Source organism: Rhodococcus sp. MEB064, assembly GCF_000834565.1.
GTDB lineage: Bacteria > Actinomycetota > Actinomycetes > Mycobacteriales > Mycobacteriaceae > Rhodococcoides.
In genome coordinates this window covers 37,966-52,975 of sequence record NZ_JXQS01000024.1, presented here as the reverse complement: position 1 = coordinate 52,975, position 15,010 = coordinate 37,966, and the positions used below count along the sequence as shown (strand labels likewise).

Genomic DNA, 15,010 nt, shown 5'->3' with positions numbered 1-15,010 from the left:
CTCAGCTGACGATGATGGTGCGGGTGTGCCAGCCGGTCGACCCACCGGGGATCGGGGGAGTGCGCTCCTCGACCTGGGTGTTGCCGTCCTGATCCGTCGCGCGGACCTGGATGTTGTGGTTTCCCGCCGTGGCGTTCCAGTCCCAGTACCACTGGCGCCACGTGTCGATCGTGTACTGCTCGGCCAGGGTCGCCGGCTCCCAGGGGCCGTTGTCCACTCGGACCTCGACGCGGTCGATACCGCGGGTCTGGGCCCATGCGGTGCCTGCCACGCGGACCGCACCGGGAGCGACCGGGGCGAACGCCGCCGGCACATCGATGCGTGATGCCGTCTTGATCGGAGCCTTGTCGCCCCAACCACGGTCGGTCCAGTAGGCCTTGGCCGCGTCGAAACGCGTGAGTTCCCAGTCGACGACCCACTTGGTCGCGGACACGAAGCCGTAGAGGCCGGGAACCACCTGGCGGACCGGGTAGCCGTGCTCGACCGGAAGGGGTTCGCCGTTCATCGACACCGCGAGGATCGCGTCACGTCCGTCCATCAGCGCTTCGACGGGAGAGCCGATGGTCATGCCGTCGATACTGGTCGAGAGCAGCATGTCGGCGTCGGCCTGCACGCCCACCTCTTCGAGCAGATCCTTGATGGGGAAGCCGATCCAGGTGGCGTTTCCGGCCAGCGGGCCACCGACCTCGTTGGACACGCACGTCAGCGTGACGACGCGCTCGATCGGTGTGCGGGCCATCAGGTCGTCCCACGTCAGAGTCATCTCGCGGTCGACCTTGCCGTGGATCTTCAGCTGCCATTCCGACGTGGTCAGCTGCGGCACCTGGAGGGCGGTGTCGATGCGGTAGAAGGTGTTGTTGGGGGTGACGAAGGGGGTCGCGCCCTCGACGCCGATGTCGGTCCCCGCGGGGATGGCCTTCGCCGTCTCGCCGGCGGCCACACTCGGCAGGCGGAAATTCTTGATGTCGTCGGCGACTCCGGCGACGCGATCGCCCAGGTAGCGTCCGGCGACTCCGGCCGCGACGGCCACTGCGCCGGCTGCTCCGAGCAGGACGAGGAACTTGCGTCGGGGCATGAATCCGTCGACGGTGTCGGACGGAACCTCGAGAGCCCTGGTGAGGGCCTGCAGGACCGCGATGCCGACGACGACACCGACGACGGTGGGGATGACGTCGCTCAGGGTCGAGGTGGGTCGCTGCATGACGGCGTAGACGCCGATAGCGCCGAGGACCAGCAGGATCACCGAACCGATGGGCCGGGCGGGCCGTTCCAGGAGGCCTGCGATCGCGGCGATGATCGCGATGCCGATCGACATGCCGACGAACAGTGCTGCCTTGTCGTTGGTGCCGAACGTCTCGATCGCGAACTCGCGAGCGAACGCGGGAGTGCGGTCGACGGTGGTGGATCCGACCGCGAAGAACGGGGACGAGGCGGAGCTGAACAGCAGCGACAGGATCTCACCGACTCCGAGGACCATGCCGGCGGCAACGACGCCGCTGAGCATCCGCGCGAAGGGATGGACACGAGTGCGCGCGGTGTCGGGCTCGGTGAGTGTGGTGGTCATGACACTCATTCGTCACGACCCCGGCATCGGCTTGCTTTGGTACTGATCACCCACAACGAGCGACGCGCGCCGGTGAGGAGTTCTCACAGACGCGCGTCGGTCGGGGCTCGGAAGGTCAGCCGCCGTAGATGTCGGCGACCTCGGTGGCGTGCGATTCGAGGATCACGTTGCGCTTGAGCTTCATCGTGGGGGTGAGCTCACCCGACTCGATGGTGAAGTCGCCGGGCAGGATCGTGTACTTCTTGATCTGCTCGGCCTTGGAGACCTTCGAGTTCGCGGTCGCGACGGCCTTGTCGATCTCGGCGACCAGGTCGGCGTTGGTCGTCAGATCGCTCGGCGTGGTGCTCTTGTCCAGGTTGTGACGCTCGAGCCACCCGGGCAGAGCCTCGGGATCGAGTGTGATCAGCGCGCCGATGAACGGCTTGGCATCTCCGACGACGAGGCACTGGCTGACCAGCGGGTGCGATCGGATGGAGTCCTCGAGGCCGGCCGGTGCGACGTTCTTGCCGCCGGCGGTCACGATGATCTCCTTCTTGCGCCCGGTGATCGAGAGGAAGCCCTCCTCGTCGAGAGATCCCAGGTCGCCGGTGTGGAACCAGCCGTCCCGGATCGATTCCTCGGTGGCCTTGTCGTTGTGCCAGTAGCCGGAGAAGACGACCGGTCCCTTGACCAGGATCTCGCCGTCCTCGGCGATCTTGACGGCGTGACCGGCGAGCGGACGACCCACGGTGCCGATGCGCTGCTTGTCGGTGGTGTTGACGGTGACAGCTGCACTGGTCTCGGTCAGGCCGTACCCCTCACGCACCGGCACTCCGATGCCGCGGAAGAAGTGTCCGAGGCGAGCGCCGAGGGGGCCGCCGCCTGACAGTGCGCTGGTGCACCGTCCGCCGAGTGCAGCGCGCAGCTTGGAGTAGACCAGCTTGTCGAAGAGGGTGTGCTTGGCCTTGAGGACCAGCCCGGCACCGCCCTTGTCCTGGGCGATGCTCCACTCGATCGCGACGTCGGCGGCCTGATCGAAGATCTTGCCCTTGCCGCCGTCGTGCGCCTTCTGCTTCGCCGAGTTGTAGACCTTCTCGAACACGCGGGGCACGGAGAGGATGAAGTCCGGCTGAAATTCCGCGAACTGCTCGACCAACGTCGTGGTGTCGGACGTGTGCGCGACGGTCACCTTCGCCTCGAACGCACCGAACGACACGGCGCGGGCGAACACGTGCGCCATCGGAAGGAACAGCAGCGTGCGCTTGCCCTCGGTCATCTGGTCGTGCAGTGCCACCTGGGTGGCCGTGGTCTCGGCGAAGAAGTTGGAGTGCGTGAGCTGCACACCCTTCGGGCGTCCGGTGGTACCCGAGGTGTAGATGAGGGTCGCGGCGGACGACGCGGTCACCTGGTGGCGTCGGGCGTGCAGGTCCTCGTCGGAGACTGAGGAACCGCGCGTGGAGAGCTCGTCGATGGCGCCGCCGTCGAAGCTCAGCACCTCGCGCAGATCCGCCGCGCCGTCGGTGACGTCCTTCATGCGGGTGAGGTGCTCGGAGGTCTCGACGACGAAGAGCTTCGTCGCGGAGTCTTCGAGGATCCACTGCGCCTGGTCGGCTGCGGACGTCTCGTAGATGGACACGGTGCACCCACCGGCGGTCCAGATGGCGTAGTCGAGCACCACCCACTCGTAGCGGGTGCCGGCCATGATCGCGACGCGGTCACCGAACTCGACGCCGGAGGCGATGAGGCCCTTCGCGACGGCGGCGACTTCGTCGGCGAAGGTACGTGCCGTGACGTCCTTCCACGAGCCGCCCGCGCGCCGTTGGAACGGCACCCAGTCGGGGGTCTCGTCCGCGTATCGGAACACGGTGTCGGCCATCGAGACGTCGTCCGGAATCGTGTAGGACGCGGGAACGGAATATTCGCGCACAGTATCTGTACCTTCCAGTTGCAGCAGGTGTGGTGTGTATCTCATCACATGCATCGGTGCAACGGTGAACGAAGTACCGCATCCGGTTTGTCCGGTTCCTTCAGATGGCGGTCGGGTGGGCGTACCTCGACTAGACTCTGGTACACATGAGCACTTCCGAGTCGGAATCGGCCCCTACCGACACCACCACCTTCGCCGATCTGGGCATCGACGAACGTGTGTTGAAGGCCTTGTCGGACGTGGGGTACGAGACCCCGTCCCCCATCCAGGCTGCGACCATTCCGCCTCTGATGGCCGGAAACGACGTCGTGGGCCTCGCGCAGACGGGTACCGGCAAGACCGCCGCCTTCGCCGTGCCGATCCTCTCCCGCCTGGACGTGTCCAACCGCGTTCCGCAGGCGCTGGTGCTCGCGCCGACACGCGAGTTGGCCATACAGGTCGCCGAAGCGTTCGGTAAGTACGCGACCCACATCCCCGGTCTGCACATCCTGCCCATCTACGGCGGTCAGGCGTACGGCATCCAGTTGTCGGGCCTTCGCCGCGGCGCGCAGATCGTCGTCGGTACCCCCGGCCGAGTGATCGATCACCTCGAGAAGGGGACGCTGGACCTCTCCCACCTCGAGTACCTCGTCCTCGACGAGGCCGACGAGATGCTGAAGATGGGCTTCCAGGAAGACGTCGAGCGCATCCTCTCCGACACCCCGGAATACAAGCAGGTCGCGCTCTTCTCGGCCACGATGCCGTCGGCGATCCGCAAGATCTCGCAGCAGTACCTGCACGATCCGGTCGAGATCACCGTCAAGACCACGACATCGACGGCCCCGAACATCACGCAGCGCTACGTCCAGGTCGCGCACCAGCGCAAGCTCGACGCTCTGACGCGCATCTTCGAGGTCGAGGACTTCGAGGCGATGATCATCTTCGTCCGGACGAAGCAGGCCACCGAGGAGCTCGCCGAACGCCTGCGAGCACGGGGATACTCCGCCGCCGCGATCAACGGTGACATCGTCCAGGCTCAGCGTGAGCGCACCATCGGCCAGCTCAAGAACGGTCAGCTGGACGTGCTGGTGGCCACCGACGTCGCGGCGCGTGGACTCGACGTCGAGCGGATCTCGCACGTCGTCAACTACGACATCCCGCACGACACCGAGTCCTACGTCCACCGCATCGGTCGTACCGGTCGCGCGGGCCGCGCCGGCGAGGCACTGCTGTTCGTCGCCCCTCGGGAACGGCACCTGCTCAAGGCGATCGAGAAGGCCACGCGTCAGCCGATCACCGAGATGCAGCTTCCCAGCGTCGAGGACGTCAACGCGCAGCGTGTCTCGAAGTTCGCCGACTCCATCACCACGTCACTGTCGTCGACGTCGCTGGCGATGTTCCGTCGCCTCATCGAGGACTACGAGCGCGAGCACGACGTGCCGATGGCGGACATCGCCGCGGCGTTGGCGACGCAGTCGCGTGACGGTGACGCGTTCCTCATGTCGCCCGAGCCGCCGCCCGCTCCTCGAGAGAAGCGCGAACGACCGGAACGCAAGTTCGACGACCGTGACGCGCCCCCGTTGCGCAAGTCGCGCAAGGGAGATCAGGACCTCGCGGTCTACCGCATCAGCGTCGGCAAGCGGCACAAGGTGGCTCCCGGAGCCATCGTCGGTGCCATCGCCAACGAGGGCGGGTTGCGCCGCAGCGACTTCGGGCACATCAGCATCCGGCCGGACCACAGCTTGGTCGAGCTGCCTGCGGATCTTGCCGACGAGACCCTGGAAGCCCTGCGGCGCACCAGGATCAGCGGCGTGTTGATCCAGTTGCAGCGTGACGGCGGACCGCCTCGCGGCCAGCGCTGAGCTGACCGAGACCCCCGCGAGTACGGCCATGGTGTCGTTGCGCGGGGGTTTTTCGCGACACTACGGACGTACTCGCCCGGCCGTCAGCTCCGAACTGCCGACGGGTGTGCCTGCGTGTCGACGCCCGGAACCCCGCGGCCGCGGATCGACGCGCCCGCCGTCTCGGCGACGAAGAACAGTGCGATGAGGCCGACGACGCACGCGCCCATCATGTAGAACGCCGGCACGAGGTCGTTGCCCGTCCGCTCGACCAGCCATTCGTTGGCAGCCGGCGCGGTTCCGCCGAACAGTGACGTGGACACGTTGTAGGCGATGGCGAAGCCGGCGAAGCGCACGTGCGTCGGGAACATCGCGGGGAAGGTCGCCGAGATGGTCGACAGCTGCAGGACGTACAGCAGACCCAGCACCGTGAACGCGACGATCGCCCACCCGAAGTTGACGGTCATCAGCATGTACATCGGGATGGCGAAGATCAGCAGGCCGACCATCGAGATCAGCCACAGCGGCTTGCGCCCGATGCGGTCGGACAGTGCCCCGGCGAACGGGATGACGACCATCATCGCCAGCTGACCGATGACGACGAGGAACAGTGACGCGGTGCTGGACAGGCCGATTCGGCTCTCCAGGTAGGTCGGCATGTAGCTGAGCAGCGTGTAGTTCGTGACGTTGAGCGCGACGACCAGACCCATGAGGGTCAGGATCGGCTTCCAGTACGTGGCGATGAGGTCGCGGAACTGGGTCGACACCTTGTGTTCGACGGCGTCCTGATCCTCGAGCTCGCGGAACACCGGGGTGTCCTCGAGCTTGGACCGCAGGTAGAGACCGATCAGGGCGAGCGGTCCGGCGACGAAGAACGGCAGTCGCCACCCCCACGTGTCCATGAACGCGTCCGTCGACAACAGGTCGACCGCGAGCACCACCAAGGCGCCGAGCGAAAAGCCGCCGAGGGTGCCGAATTCGAGGAAGCTTCCGTAGAACCCGCGCTTGCGGTCGGGGGAGTACTCGGCCATGAATGTCGCCGCACCGCCGTACTCACCGCCGGTGGAGAAGCCCTGGATCATGCGCAGGATCACCAGGAGGATGGGCGCCCAGATGCCGATCGACGCATAGCTGGGGATCACGCCGATCAGGAACGTGGCCGTGCCCATGATGACGATGGTCAGAGCGAGGACGTGTTTGCGACCCAGCCGGTCTCCGAGAGGTCCCCACACGAGTCCGCCGATAGGGCGCACGAGGAACGAGACGGCGAAGATCCCGAGGGTCAGCAAGGTGGCCGACTCGAGGTCGTCCGGGAAGAAAGCGTTCGCGATGTACGTCGCCGTGTACGCGTAGACGCCGTAGTCGAACCACTCGGTCGCGTTGCCCATGGCGGAGGCGGCGATCGCTCGCTTCAACACTCCCGGAGGAGCATCCTTCGGGCGGTCTTGGGCACCTGTATCCGAAACGGTCATTCACCCAGACCTACCGAAGTCGGGCCCGAAGTCCCGCATCCTCAGGGGCGATCGGTCTCTTCGTTATCCCATCGTTATCGGCGAATCGGGCCCACAGGGCCTCGGCGAAGGCCCGTCGGAACGGCCCGACACCGCGGTTCTCCTGCGACAATGGTGTCGGTATCCCCGCGCTCGGTTAGGTTGAGCGAGGGGTCGGGAGGGTCGCGCAGCGCCGAGGAAGGACGAGTCGATGGTCTCGACGCCTGTCTCGCCGCCGTCCCGCGTCGCCGGACGCCTCGGATTCTCTCGGCGCAGACCGTCGCCGGGTACCTACCTTCTTCTCTCCCTCGCTGTCGCCACGGTCGTCCTCGCGGCCTACTTCGCGGTCCCCGGCGGTGCACGACACGGCGTCTTCGCCGTCGCCGCCGCCGGGTGCATGATCGCGGCGCTGGTCGGGCTCAAGCGCAACAGTCTCGCCGACACCTTTTCGTGGCGATGCGTCGTGGGCGCGTCGACAGCATTCCTCGTGGGACTGTCCCTGCGAGACGTGCGCGACGTCTTCCCGGAGTCGCTGCGGCTGGTGCCCGAGTTCCTCGTTCTGCTCGGGTACGCGCTCGTGGTCGTCGGGATCGTCGGGTGGTCGGGAAGTGGGCGTCTCGCCAAATCGCTACCCACGGTCGTCGACGCGTTCCTGGTGACGCTCGGTATGACGTTCGTGTCGTGGGTGCTGCTGATCGCGCCCGCTTTGTCGTCGACCGACGACGTGCCGTTCGTCGTCGTCAACGGGTTGTTCCCGGCGATCGACGCGGGCCTGTTCACGATGGCGTTCTTCCTGCTGCTGTCGAGGCGGCGTGTGAACGTCTCGTTGACGCTTCTGGTGGTCGGTCTGCTGGCCAGCCTCGTCGGGGACCTCGGTTACGCGATCGCCACGGCGCGCGGCGTGACCGCACCGATGGTGACCCTCGACGCGACCTATCTCCTGTCGTTCGTGTTCCTCGCCGCCGCGGCGCAACACCCGTCGATGGCCCGAGTCGGGCGGAGCGCCGGCGTGACGCCCGCCCTGACGCGACAACGAATGACCGTGGCGGTGGCACTGGTGGCCACTTGCTCGGCTCTGCCGCTGGTGGGTCCGAGTGCGGGAACCGCGGACATTCTCGTGCGGTCGGTGTTCCTCGCCGTGATGCTGGTCGGCTTGTTCATTCGCGGAGAGCGCGCACTGAGCCGCGCGCAGCACAGTGAGGACACGGCGCGACACGACGCCACCCACGACACCCTGACGGGTCTGCCGGACAGGTCGATGCTGGCCGGAATCCTCGACCGGACGCACGAGGTCCCCTACGCGCCGTGGCATCCGACGACGGTGTTGTTCCTCGACATCGACAACTTCAAGATGGTCAACGATTCCTACGGGCATCGCGCGGGAGACGAACTGATCGCCGCCGCTGCTCGGCGGATCCTGTCCGTCGTCGATGCCGCGGACTCCGTCGTCCGATATGCCGGAGACGAATTCGTCGTCGTGACGCAGTCCGACCGCCAGACATCCGAGCGCCTCGCGGCCCGGATGCTCGAGGCGTTCTCGCAACCGTTCGTGTTGAGCGTCGCGTCGCTCTACGTGAGCGTCAGCATCGGTCTCGCGACATCCGGCCGGGCCGCGAGCACCGGCCGGACTCAGCGGGAGGCGGCCGACGAGCTGATACGCGAGGCGGACACCGCCATGTACGACGCCAAGTCCCGCGGGCCGGGGTCGTACGCGTTCTTCGACGAGTCGCTCCGAACCGCCGCGACGAGGGCCGTCGAACTCGGCACGGCCCTGCGCGGGGCGATCGACCGCGGCGAGATGTCCGTGTACTACCAGCCCATCGTCTCGCTGCGCACGCACAACGTCTACGTCTACGAGGCCCTTCTGCGGTGGCGCAGGCAGGACGAGTGGGTGCGTCCCGACGAGTTCATTCCCATCGCCGAGGCGACGAACATGATCTCCGAGATCGGCACCTGGGTACTCGACACCGCTCTCGGCGACCTCGTACGGCTCCGGGCCGCAGGGACCCCGACCATGACGATGTCGGTCAACCTGTCCGTCCTGCAACTACGCGACGAGCGGCTTCCCGACATCGTCGCGGGTCTGCTGGCCGCGCACGGACTGCACGGCTCGGTTCTCGGCCTCGAAGTGACGGAGAGCGCGCTGATCGCCGATCCGGAGGTGGCGCATCGTGTGCTCGCGCGACTCGCCGAGCAGGAGATCGTCCTGATTCTCGACGACTTCGGAGTGGGGTACTCGTCCCTCGGTCGCTTGCGCGATCTCCCGATCTCGGTGCTGAAGATCGACAGGTCCTTCATCGGCCGCGTGACCGAGGACGAAGCCTCCGTGTCGATCGTCGCGGCGGTCGAGGCCATGGCGTCGGCCCTGTCCATGCGCACGGTCGCCGAGGGCATCGAGACGAGGGAGCAGGAGTTGATCGTCGCCGAACTCGGATGTACGTACGCGCAGGGATACCTGTTCGGCAGACCTGCCCCGGTGGAGACCTACCTGCCGGTCAGCGCCGGCGGCGACGTACCGGAATCGAGTTGATCGTCTCGACCGTCCAGTCGACGTCGCTACCGCTCCGCTGACCCACGAGCACGCTGATCCCTGCGTTCGCGATGCGCGGGGCCGGATGGCCGGTGACGGTATGGAGGATCGCTCGGATGATTCCGCCGTGCGCGACGGCGATGACCGACTCGCCCGAATGAGTGTCCACGATCCGGTCCAGCCCGCGTCGTCCGCGGACGGCGAGGTCGTGACTCGACTCGGCGCCCGGGTAGCGACCGTCCGGCCAGTACGCCCAGGCGTCGTATCCCGTCATTCCCTCGGCGCGGCCGAAGTGGCGTTCGGCCAGATCGTCGTGATCCGCCGATCGCGGAAGGCCGACGATGTCTCCGATGATGTCGGCGGTCTCGGCCGCGCGGGAGAGCGGAGAGCTCACCAACGTGTCCCATTCGTCGGCTGCGAGCACGGATCCGGCGTCCCGTGCCTGCTGTCGGCCGATGTCGTTGAGCGGGATGTCGGACGATCCCTGGAGACGCCCGTCGATGTTCCAGTCGGTCTCGCCGTGGCGCACGAGGGCCACTCGGACAGAGCTGTTCCGCGCGTCGGAGTCGGCGTGGTCCGTCATGGTCGGACATCAGAATATCGGTCGACGGCACCCCTGTCCGAGCCTGGTTACCGGGGAGTACGGTGCTAACAATCAGCGAATGACTTCGAAAGGTCACAGATGAACCTGGCACTCACCGATGAGGAAGCTGCGTTCCGCGACGAGATGCGGACTTTCTTCCGTACCGAGATCCCTGCCGATATCCGCGAGCGGAACGCGGCAGGCGAGGAACTCGAGCGCGAGGACATGATCACGACGCTGCAGATCCTGAACAAGCACGGCATGGCGAGCCCGCACTGGCCCGTCGAATGGGGTGGCAAGGACTGGACCCCGATGCAGCACCACATCTGGTTGGACGAGTTGCAGCTCGCCTCGGTGCCCGAGCCCCTGGCCTTCAACATCTCGATGGTCGGGCCCGTCATCGCGACCTTCGGTAGCGAGGAGCAGAAGCAGAAGTTCCTCCCGCCCACGCAGAACCTCGACATCTGGTGGTGCCAGGGCTTCTCCGAGCCCGAGGCGGGGTCGGACCTCGCGTCGCTCCGCACGGTCGCTCTTCGGGACGGCGATGAGTACGTCATCAACGGTCAGAAGACGTGGACCACGCTCGGCCAGCACGCCGACTGGATCTTCGTGCTCGCACGGACCAACCCGGATGCGCCGAAGAAGCAAGCCGGTATCTCGTTCATCCTGGTCGACATGAAGACCCCGGGCATCACGGTGCGCCCGATCAAGTTGATCGACGGCGGCCACGAGGTCAACGAGGTCTGGTTCGAGGACGTCCGCGTCCCCGTCGAGAACCTGGTCGGCGAGGAGAACGCCGGCTGGACCTACGCCAAGTTCCTGCTGAGCAACGAGCGCACCGGCATCACGCGCCTCGGGTTCACCAAGACCAAGCTCGCCCAGGCCAAGGCGCTCGCTGCCGAGACCAAGGTCGGCACCGGAACCCTGCTCGAGGACCCGGTCTTCGCCGCGCGGTTCGCCGAGCTGGAGAACCAGGTACTGGCGCTGGAGCTGACACAGCTCCGCATCGTGTCGAGCTACGTGTCCGGTAAGGAGAACCCGGCATCGTCCGTGCTGAAGCTGCGCGGCAGCGAGCTGCAGCAGCTGGCGACCGAAATCCTGACCGACGTGGCGGGACCTGATTCGCTGCCCTTCTCGGCCGGCACGGATTCGCCGACGCCGGTGTGGGCTCAGCGTGCCACCCCGACGTACCTGAACTTTCGGAAGACATCCATCTACGGCGGCTCGAACGAGGTGCAGCGCACCATCATCGCGTCCGGCATTCTCGGTCTTTAGGAGCGCACGACATGCAGTTCGAACTGGACGAAGAACAGAAGCTGCTGCGCGACACGGTGCGTGACGTGCTCGCTCGCAGTTACGACAACGAGAAGCGCAAGGCCGCGGTCGAGAGCGAGCGCGGATGGACCGAGTCGGTCTGGAAGCAGTTCGCCGAACTGGGACTGCTCGGCCTCAGTTTCGCCGAGGACGACGGCGGCATGGATGCCGGGCCGGTCGAGACCTTCGCAGTCATGACGGAGATCGGTCGCCGCCTCGCACCCGAGCCGCTGCTGGACTGCGTGCTCATCCCGGGCGGCCTCATCACCGAGGTCGGATCGACCGAGCAGCGTCAGCGCATCCTTCCGGGCGTCGCCGAGGGGCAGACCCTCCTCGCGTTCGCTCATTCCGAGCCGGGCACCCGCTGGCCGGCGGCCGAGGTATCGACGTCGGCCACCGAGGACGGTGGCTCGTGGGCATTGTCGGGTGTGAAAAACCCTGTGTTGCACGGTGACTGCGCCGATCACTTCGTGATCAGCGCAGCGCTGCCCGGTGGCGGTGTGGGCCTGTTCCTCGTCGCGGCCGATGCCGAGGGACTCACCCGCAAGAGCTACCGCACCCACGACGGACTGCGCGGCGCATCGCTCGAGCTGTCGGACGTCGCGGGCGAACCGCTCGGTGACGGCGGCGACGCCAGTGCCGCCATCGTGGCGTCCAACGTCCGTGCGCAGGCGGCTCTCGCTGCCGAGGCGCTCGGTGCGATGGAGGAGTCGCTGCGGCTCACCACCGACTACCTGAAGCAGCGCAAGCAGTTCGGCGTGCCGCTGGCCAAGTTCCAGGCACTGACGTTCCGCGCAGCGGACATGTACGTCCAGCTCGAGCTCGCTCGCAGCATGGCGCTGTACGCCACGATGTCGTTGGCCGACGGATCACCCGATCCGACGGTCGCGTCGCGTGCGAAGCTGCAGATCGGGCGTTCCGCCCGGCAGATCGGCCAGGAGTCGATCCAGCTGCACGGCGGTATCGGTGTGACCGACGAATACCCTGTCGGACACTACTTCTCGCGTCTCACGGCCATCGAGCACACGCTCGGTAGCGTCGACGATCACCTTCGCGTGATCACCGAGGCCCTGGCAGATCACGAGATGCTGGGCGTCTCCTAGCTTCATCCCGACGAAGGCCGGTGACCCGCGTGGTCACCGGCCTTCGTCGTGTCGGGATGTCGGAATCAGGACACGAGATTCTTCACATCGACTCCGTCGGCGATGCGTCGGATGTTCTCGAGAACGTCGCGAGACCGGCCGTCGAAGGTGCGACGGGTGATGCCCGACGAGTGCGGTGTCATGAGCACGTTGGGTAGTGCCCCGAACGGGTACGAGCTGGGGGCTCCCTGTCCGCCGACTCCGGGGTAGTCGTACCAGACGTCGATCGCGGCGGCACCCAGGTCGCCACACGAGAGTGCTTCGTACAGTGGACGTTCCTGCACCAGTGGCCCACGTCCGACGTTGATCAGAACACCCTGCGGCCCGAGTGCGCGCAGCTGCGCGGGACCGATCATGCCGCTGGTCGCAGTCGTCAGCGGAGCGGAGACGACCATGATGTCGGACTCGTCGGCCAGCCTGTCGAGCTCGTCGGTCGAGCCGGCCCAGTCCAGGCCATGGGCGACCGCGTCGACGGCACCGCGTCCTGTCACGGCAGCGCCGATGCATCCGAGGGTGCGCAGGAGCGACCACGACCGCTGACCGATGTGGCCGAATCCCACGAAGCCCACCCGCGCGCCGGCAGTGGCGTGGGGTTGGGGTAGCGCCTGGTCGTAGACGGAGGTTGCCCACACGCCCTGTCGCAGAGCGCGGTCCTGATCGAGGAACCCGCGTCGGAGCAGGATCGCTGCGGCGAGCACGTACTCGGCGATCGAGTCCTCGTGATGAAAGGTGTTGGCCACTACGGTCGTCGACGGAAGTGATGCGCGCGCCACGTTGTCGACGCCCGCGCCGACGACCTGGACGAGTCGCAGCCGGGTGCCGGCTCGCGCCATCGCGTCGGTGACCTTGCCGCCCACGTGGATGTCGGCATCGGCGAGGTCGGCGATCAGGGCGTCCTCGTCGAAGCGCTCGTGCCAGGACAGCTCGGTGCCGTCGGGCGCCCCGCTCTCCAGTGTCTGGCGGTAGGGAAGCAGGTTCCGATCGGCAACAACGACTTTCATGCGCGCTGCAGAGCCGGCCGCTTGCTGTCGAATGTCCAGTCCGGGATGAGGAACTGCATTCCCCTGGCGTCGTCGCGAGCGCCCAGCCCCTCGCGCTCGTACAGTTCGCGTGCTGCCTCGACGCGCTCCATGTCGAGTTCCACTCCGAGCCCCGGTGTTTCGGGAACGGTCAGGTAACCACCGTCGATGGTGAACGGATTCGTGGTGATCCGCTGTCCGTCCTGCCAGATCCAATGTGTGTCGATCGCCGTGATGTCACCCGGCGCAGCGGCGGCGACGTGGGTGAACATGGCGAGGGAGACGTCGAAGTGGTTGTTGGAGTGCGACCCCCACGTCAGACCCCAGGCATCGCACAGCTGCGCGACGCGGACCGATCCGTTCATCGTCCAGAAGTGCGGGTCCGCCAGCGGGATGTCGACGGCGCCCGACCGGATCGTGTGCCCCATCTCGCGCCAGTCGGTGGCGATCATGTTGGTGGCAGTCGGGAGGCCCGTGGCGCGCTTGAACTCCGCCATCACCTCACGGCCGGAGAAGCCGCCCTCGGGCCCGACGGGATCCTCCGCGTAGGCGAGGACGTCCCGCAGACCACGGCACGTCTCGATCGCGTCCTTCAGGAGCCATCCGCCGTTGGGGTCCAGGGTGATCCGCGCAGAGGGGAATCGTTCCGCGAGCGCACGGACCGCGTCCGCCTCCTGCGGTGCGGGGAGAACGCCGCCCTTGAGCTTGAAGTCCTGGAAGCCGTACTTCGCCTGTGCGGCTTCGGCCAACGCGACGACGGCATCGGGCGTCAGGGCTTCCTCGTGCCGGATGCGGGACCAGGTGTCGGCGGAACTGCTCTCATCCGACGGGGCACGATAGGCGAGGTCGGTCTTGGTGCGGTCGCCGATGAAGAAGAGGTAGCCCAGCGCCTGAACCTTGTTGCGCTGGCGGCCGTCGCCCAGCAGGGCAGCGACACTGACGCCGAGGTGTTGACCGAGAAGATCGAGCAGGGCGCTCTCCACCGCGGTCACGGCATGCACCGCGATCCGGAGATCGAAGGTCTGGGCACCGCGTCCGCCGGAGTCGCGGTCGGCGAACGCGTGCCTCATGGCGTTGAGAACCGCGTGGTAATTGCCCACCGATGCGTTCTCGACGAGGGAGCGAGCATCCTCGAGGCAACGCCGGATCGGTTCCCCGCCGGGTACCTCACCGACACCGGTGCGGCCGTCGGAGTCGGTGAGGACCACCAGGTTGCGCGTGAAGAACGGTGCATGCGCGCCACTGAGATTGAGCAGCATGCTGTCGTGGCCGGCGAGGGGAATCACCCGCATCTCGGTGACGACAGGCGTGGCGCTACGGGTACGAGGAGTTTCGGTGGCGGTGCTCACAGAAGAAGGTTAGGACCCGCGATCCATTCCCGTCCAAGACTATTTGTGGATGCAGCGATGCTCAGCGGGTATCGGTTCGGCGGCCTTTGACTAGTGTGCACACACTTGCCGTGAGGCGCACACCCTGTGCAGCCGGCCGTAGGGGGTGTGCGCTCGCGGATTGTGGTGCAGCCGCTGGGGTCGCGCGCTGCGCAGTCTGAGTGCACACACCTGCCGTGAAGCGCACACCCTGTGCAGCCGGCGGTAGCGGGTGTGCGCTCGCGAGGACTGTGGTGCAGCCGCTGGGTCGCGCG

At 66.8% G+C, this 15,010-nt stretch carries 10 protein-coding genes; 4 read left to right on the top strand and 6 right to left on the bottom strand.

Annotated elements, in window-relative coordinates; genetic code table 11:
* Position 1: 1 nt before the first annotated feature.
* Positions 2-1,564: a molybdopterin-dependent oxidoreductase gene (locus RU01_RS12400; protein ID WP_042574906.1), complete on the bottom strand. Its 1,563-nt coding sequence runs from the start codon at positions 1,562-1,564 to the stop codon at positions 2-4.
* Between the two features lie 115 nt (positions 1,565-1,679).
* Complete coding sequence (locus RU01_RS12395; protein ID WP_042574869.1) at positions 1,680-3,470, bottom strand: AMP-dependent synthetase/ligase; 1,791 nt, start codon at positions 3,468-3,470, stop codon at positions 1,680-1,682.
* A gap of 146 nt (positions 3,471-3,616) precedes the next feature.
* Here RU01_RS12395 and RU01_RS12390 point away from each other — a divergent pair, with 146 nt between their 5' ends.
* A complete protein-coding gene (locus RU01_RS12390) occupies positions 3,617-5,311 on the top strand; it encodes a DEAD/DEAH box helicase (protein WP_042574868.1) in 1,695 nt (564 codons plus the stop codon).
* A gap of 83 nt (positions 5,312-5,394) precedes the next feature.
* Here the strand turns inward: RU01_RS12390 and RU01_RS12385 are convergent, their stop codons facing one another.
* Positions 5,395-6,678 (bottom strand): MFS transporter, encoded by a 1,284-nt coding sequence (locus RU01_RS12385; RefSeq protein ID WP_442970511.1) that lies wholly within the window; start codon positions 6,676-6,678, stop codon positions 5,395-5,397.
* A gap of 313 nt (positions 6,679-6,991) precedes the next feature.
* Here RU01_RS12385 and RU01_RS12380 point away from each other — a divergent pair, with 313 nt between their 5' ends.
* Positions 6,992-9,310 (top strand): putative bifunctional diguanylate cyclase/phosphodiesterase, encoded by a 2,319-nt coding sequence (locus tag RU01_RS12380; RefSeq protein WP_052493259.1) that lies wholly within the window; start codon positions 6,992-6,994, stop codon positions 9,308-9,310.
* Here the strand turns inward: RU01_RS12380 and RU01_RS12375 are convergent.
* Positions 9,276-9,893, bottom strand: a complete 618-nt coding sequence (locus tag RU01_RS12375; RefSeq protein ID WP_042574866.1) for a histidine phosphatase family protein — start codon at positions 9,891-9,893, stop codon at positions 9,276-9,278. The genes RU01_RS12380 and RU01_RS12375 overlap by 35 nt on opposite strands.
* 99 nt (positions 9,894-9,992) lie before the next feature.
* Here RU01_RS12375 and RU01_RS12370 point away from each other — a divergent pair, with 99 nt between their 5' ends.
* On the top strand, positions 9,993-11,168 hold the full coding sequence (locus RU01_RS12370) for an acyl-CoA dehydrogenase family protein (protein WP_042574865.1): 1,176 nt from the start codon (positions 9,993-9,995) through the stop codon (positions 11,166-11,168).
* An 11-nt stretch (positions 11,169-11,179) separates the two neighbouring features.
* Positions 11,180-12,310, top strand: coding sequence for an acyl-CoA dehydrogenase family protein (locus tag RU01_RS12365; RefSeq protein ID WP_042574864.1), 1,131 nt, complete (start codon positions 11,180-11,182; stop codon positions 12,308-12,310).
* A 65-nt stretch (positions 12,311-12,375) separates the two neighbouring features.
* On the opposite strand, the gene RU01_RS12360 is transcribed toward RU01_RS12365, so the two are convergent.
* Both RU01_RS12360 and RU01_RS12355 read right to left on the bottom strand, forming a co-directional pair.
* Complete coding sequence (locus RU01_RS12360) at positions 12,376-13,350, bottom strand: 2-hydroxyacid dehydrogenase (RefSeq protein WP_042574863.1); 975 nt, start codon at positions 13,348-13,350, stop codon at positions 12,376-12,378.
* Positions 13,347-14,660 carry an enolase C-terminal domain-like protein gene (locus tag RU01_RS12355; RefSeq protein WP_042574862.1) on the bottom strand — a complete coding sequence of 438 codons (1,314 nt, stop codon included), beginning with the start codon at positions 14,658-14,660 and terminating at the stop codon, positions 13,347-13,349. Before RU01_RS12355 ends, RU01_RS12360 begins: the two co-directional genes overlap by 4 nt.
* Positions 14,661-15,010: the final 350 nt, after the last annotated feature.

Bases quoted from the DNA above. Each gene is read 5' to 3' on its own strand.
- RU01_RS12370 (WP_042574865.1), top strand. From the start codon at position 9,993: ATGAACCTGGCACTCACCGATGAGGAAGCTGCGTTCCGCGACGAGATG.
- RU01_RS12360 (WP_042574863.1), bottom strand. From the start codon at position 13,350: ATGAAAGTCGTTGTTGCCGATCGGAACCTGCTTCCCTACCGCCAGACA.
- RU01_RS12355 (WP_042574862.1), bottom strand. From the start codon at position 14,660: ATGCGGGTGATTCCCCTCGCCGGCCACGACAGCATGCTGCTCAATCTC.
- RU01_RS12365 (WP_042574864.1), top strand. From the start codon at position 11,180: ATGCAGTTCGAACTGGACGAAGAACAGAAGCTGCTGCGCGACACGGTG.
- RU01_RS12375 (WP_042574866.1), bottom strand. From the start codon at position 9,893: ATGACGGACCACGCCGACTCCGACGCGCGGAACAGCTCTGTCCGAGTG.
- RU01_RS12385 (WP_442970511.1), bottom strand. From the start codon at position 6,678: ATGGGCAACGCGACCGAGTGGTTCGACTACGGCGTCTACGCGTACACG.
- RU01_RS12380 (WP_052493259.1), top strand. From the start codon at position 6,992: ATGGTCTCGACGCCTGTCTCGCCGCCGTCCCGCGTCGCCGGACGCCTC.
- RU01_RS12400 (WP_042574906.1), bottom strand. From the start codon at position 1,564: ATGACCACCACACTCACCGAGCCCGACACCGCGCGCACTCGTGTCCAT.
- RU01_RS12390 (WP_042574868.1), top strand. From the start codon at position 3,617: ATGAGCACTTCCGAGTCGGAATCGGCCCCTACCGACACCACCACCTTC.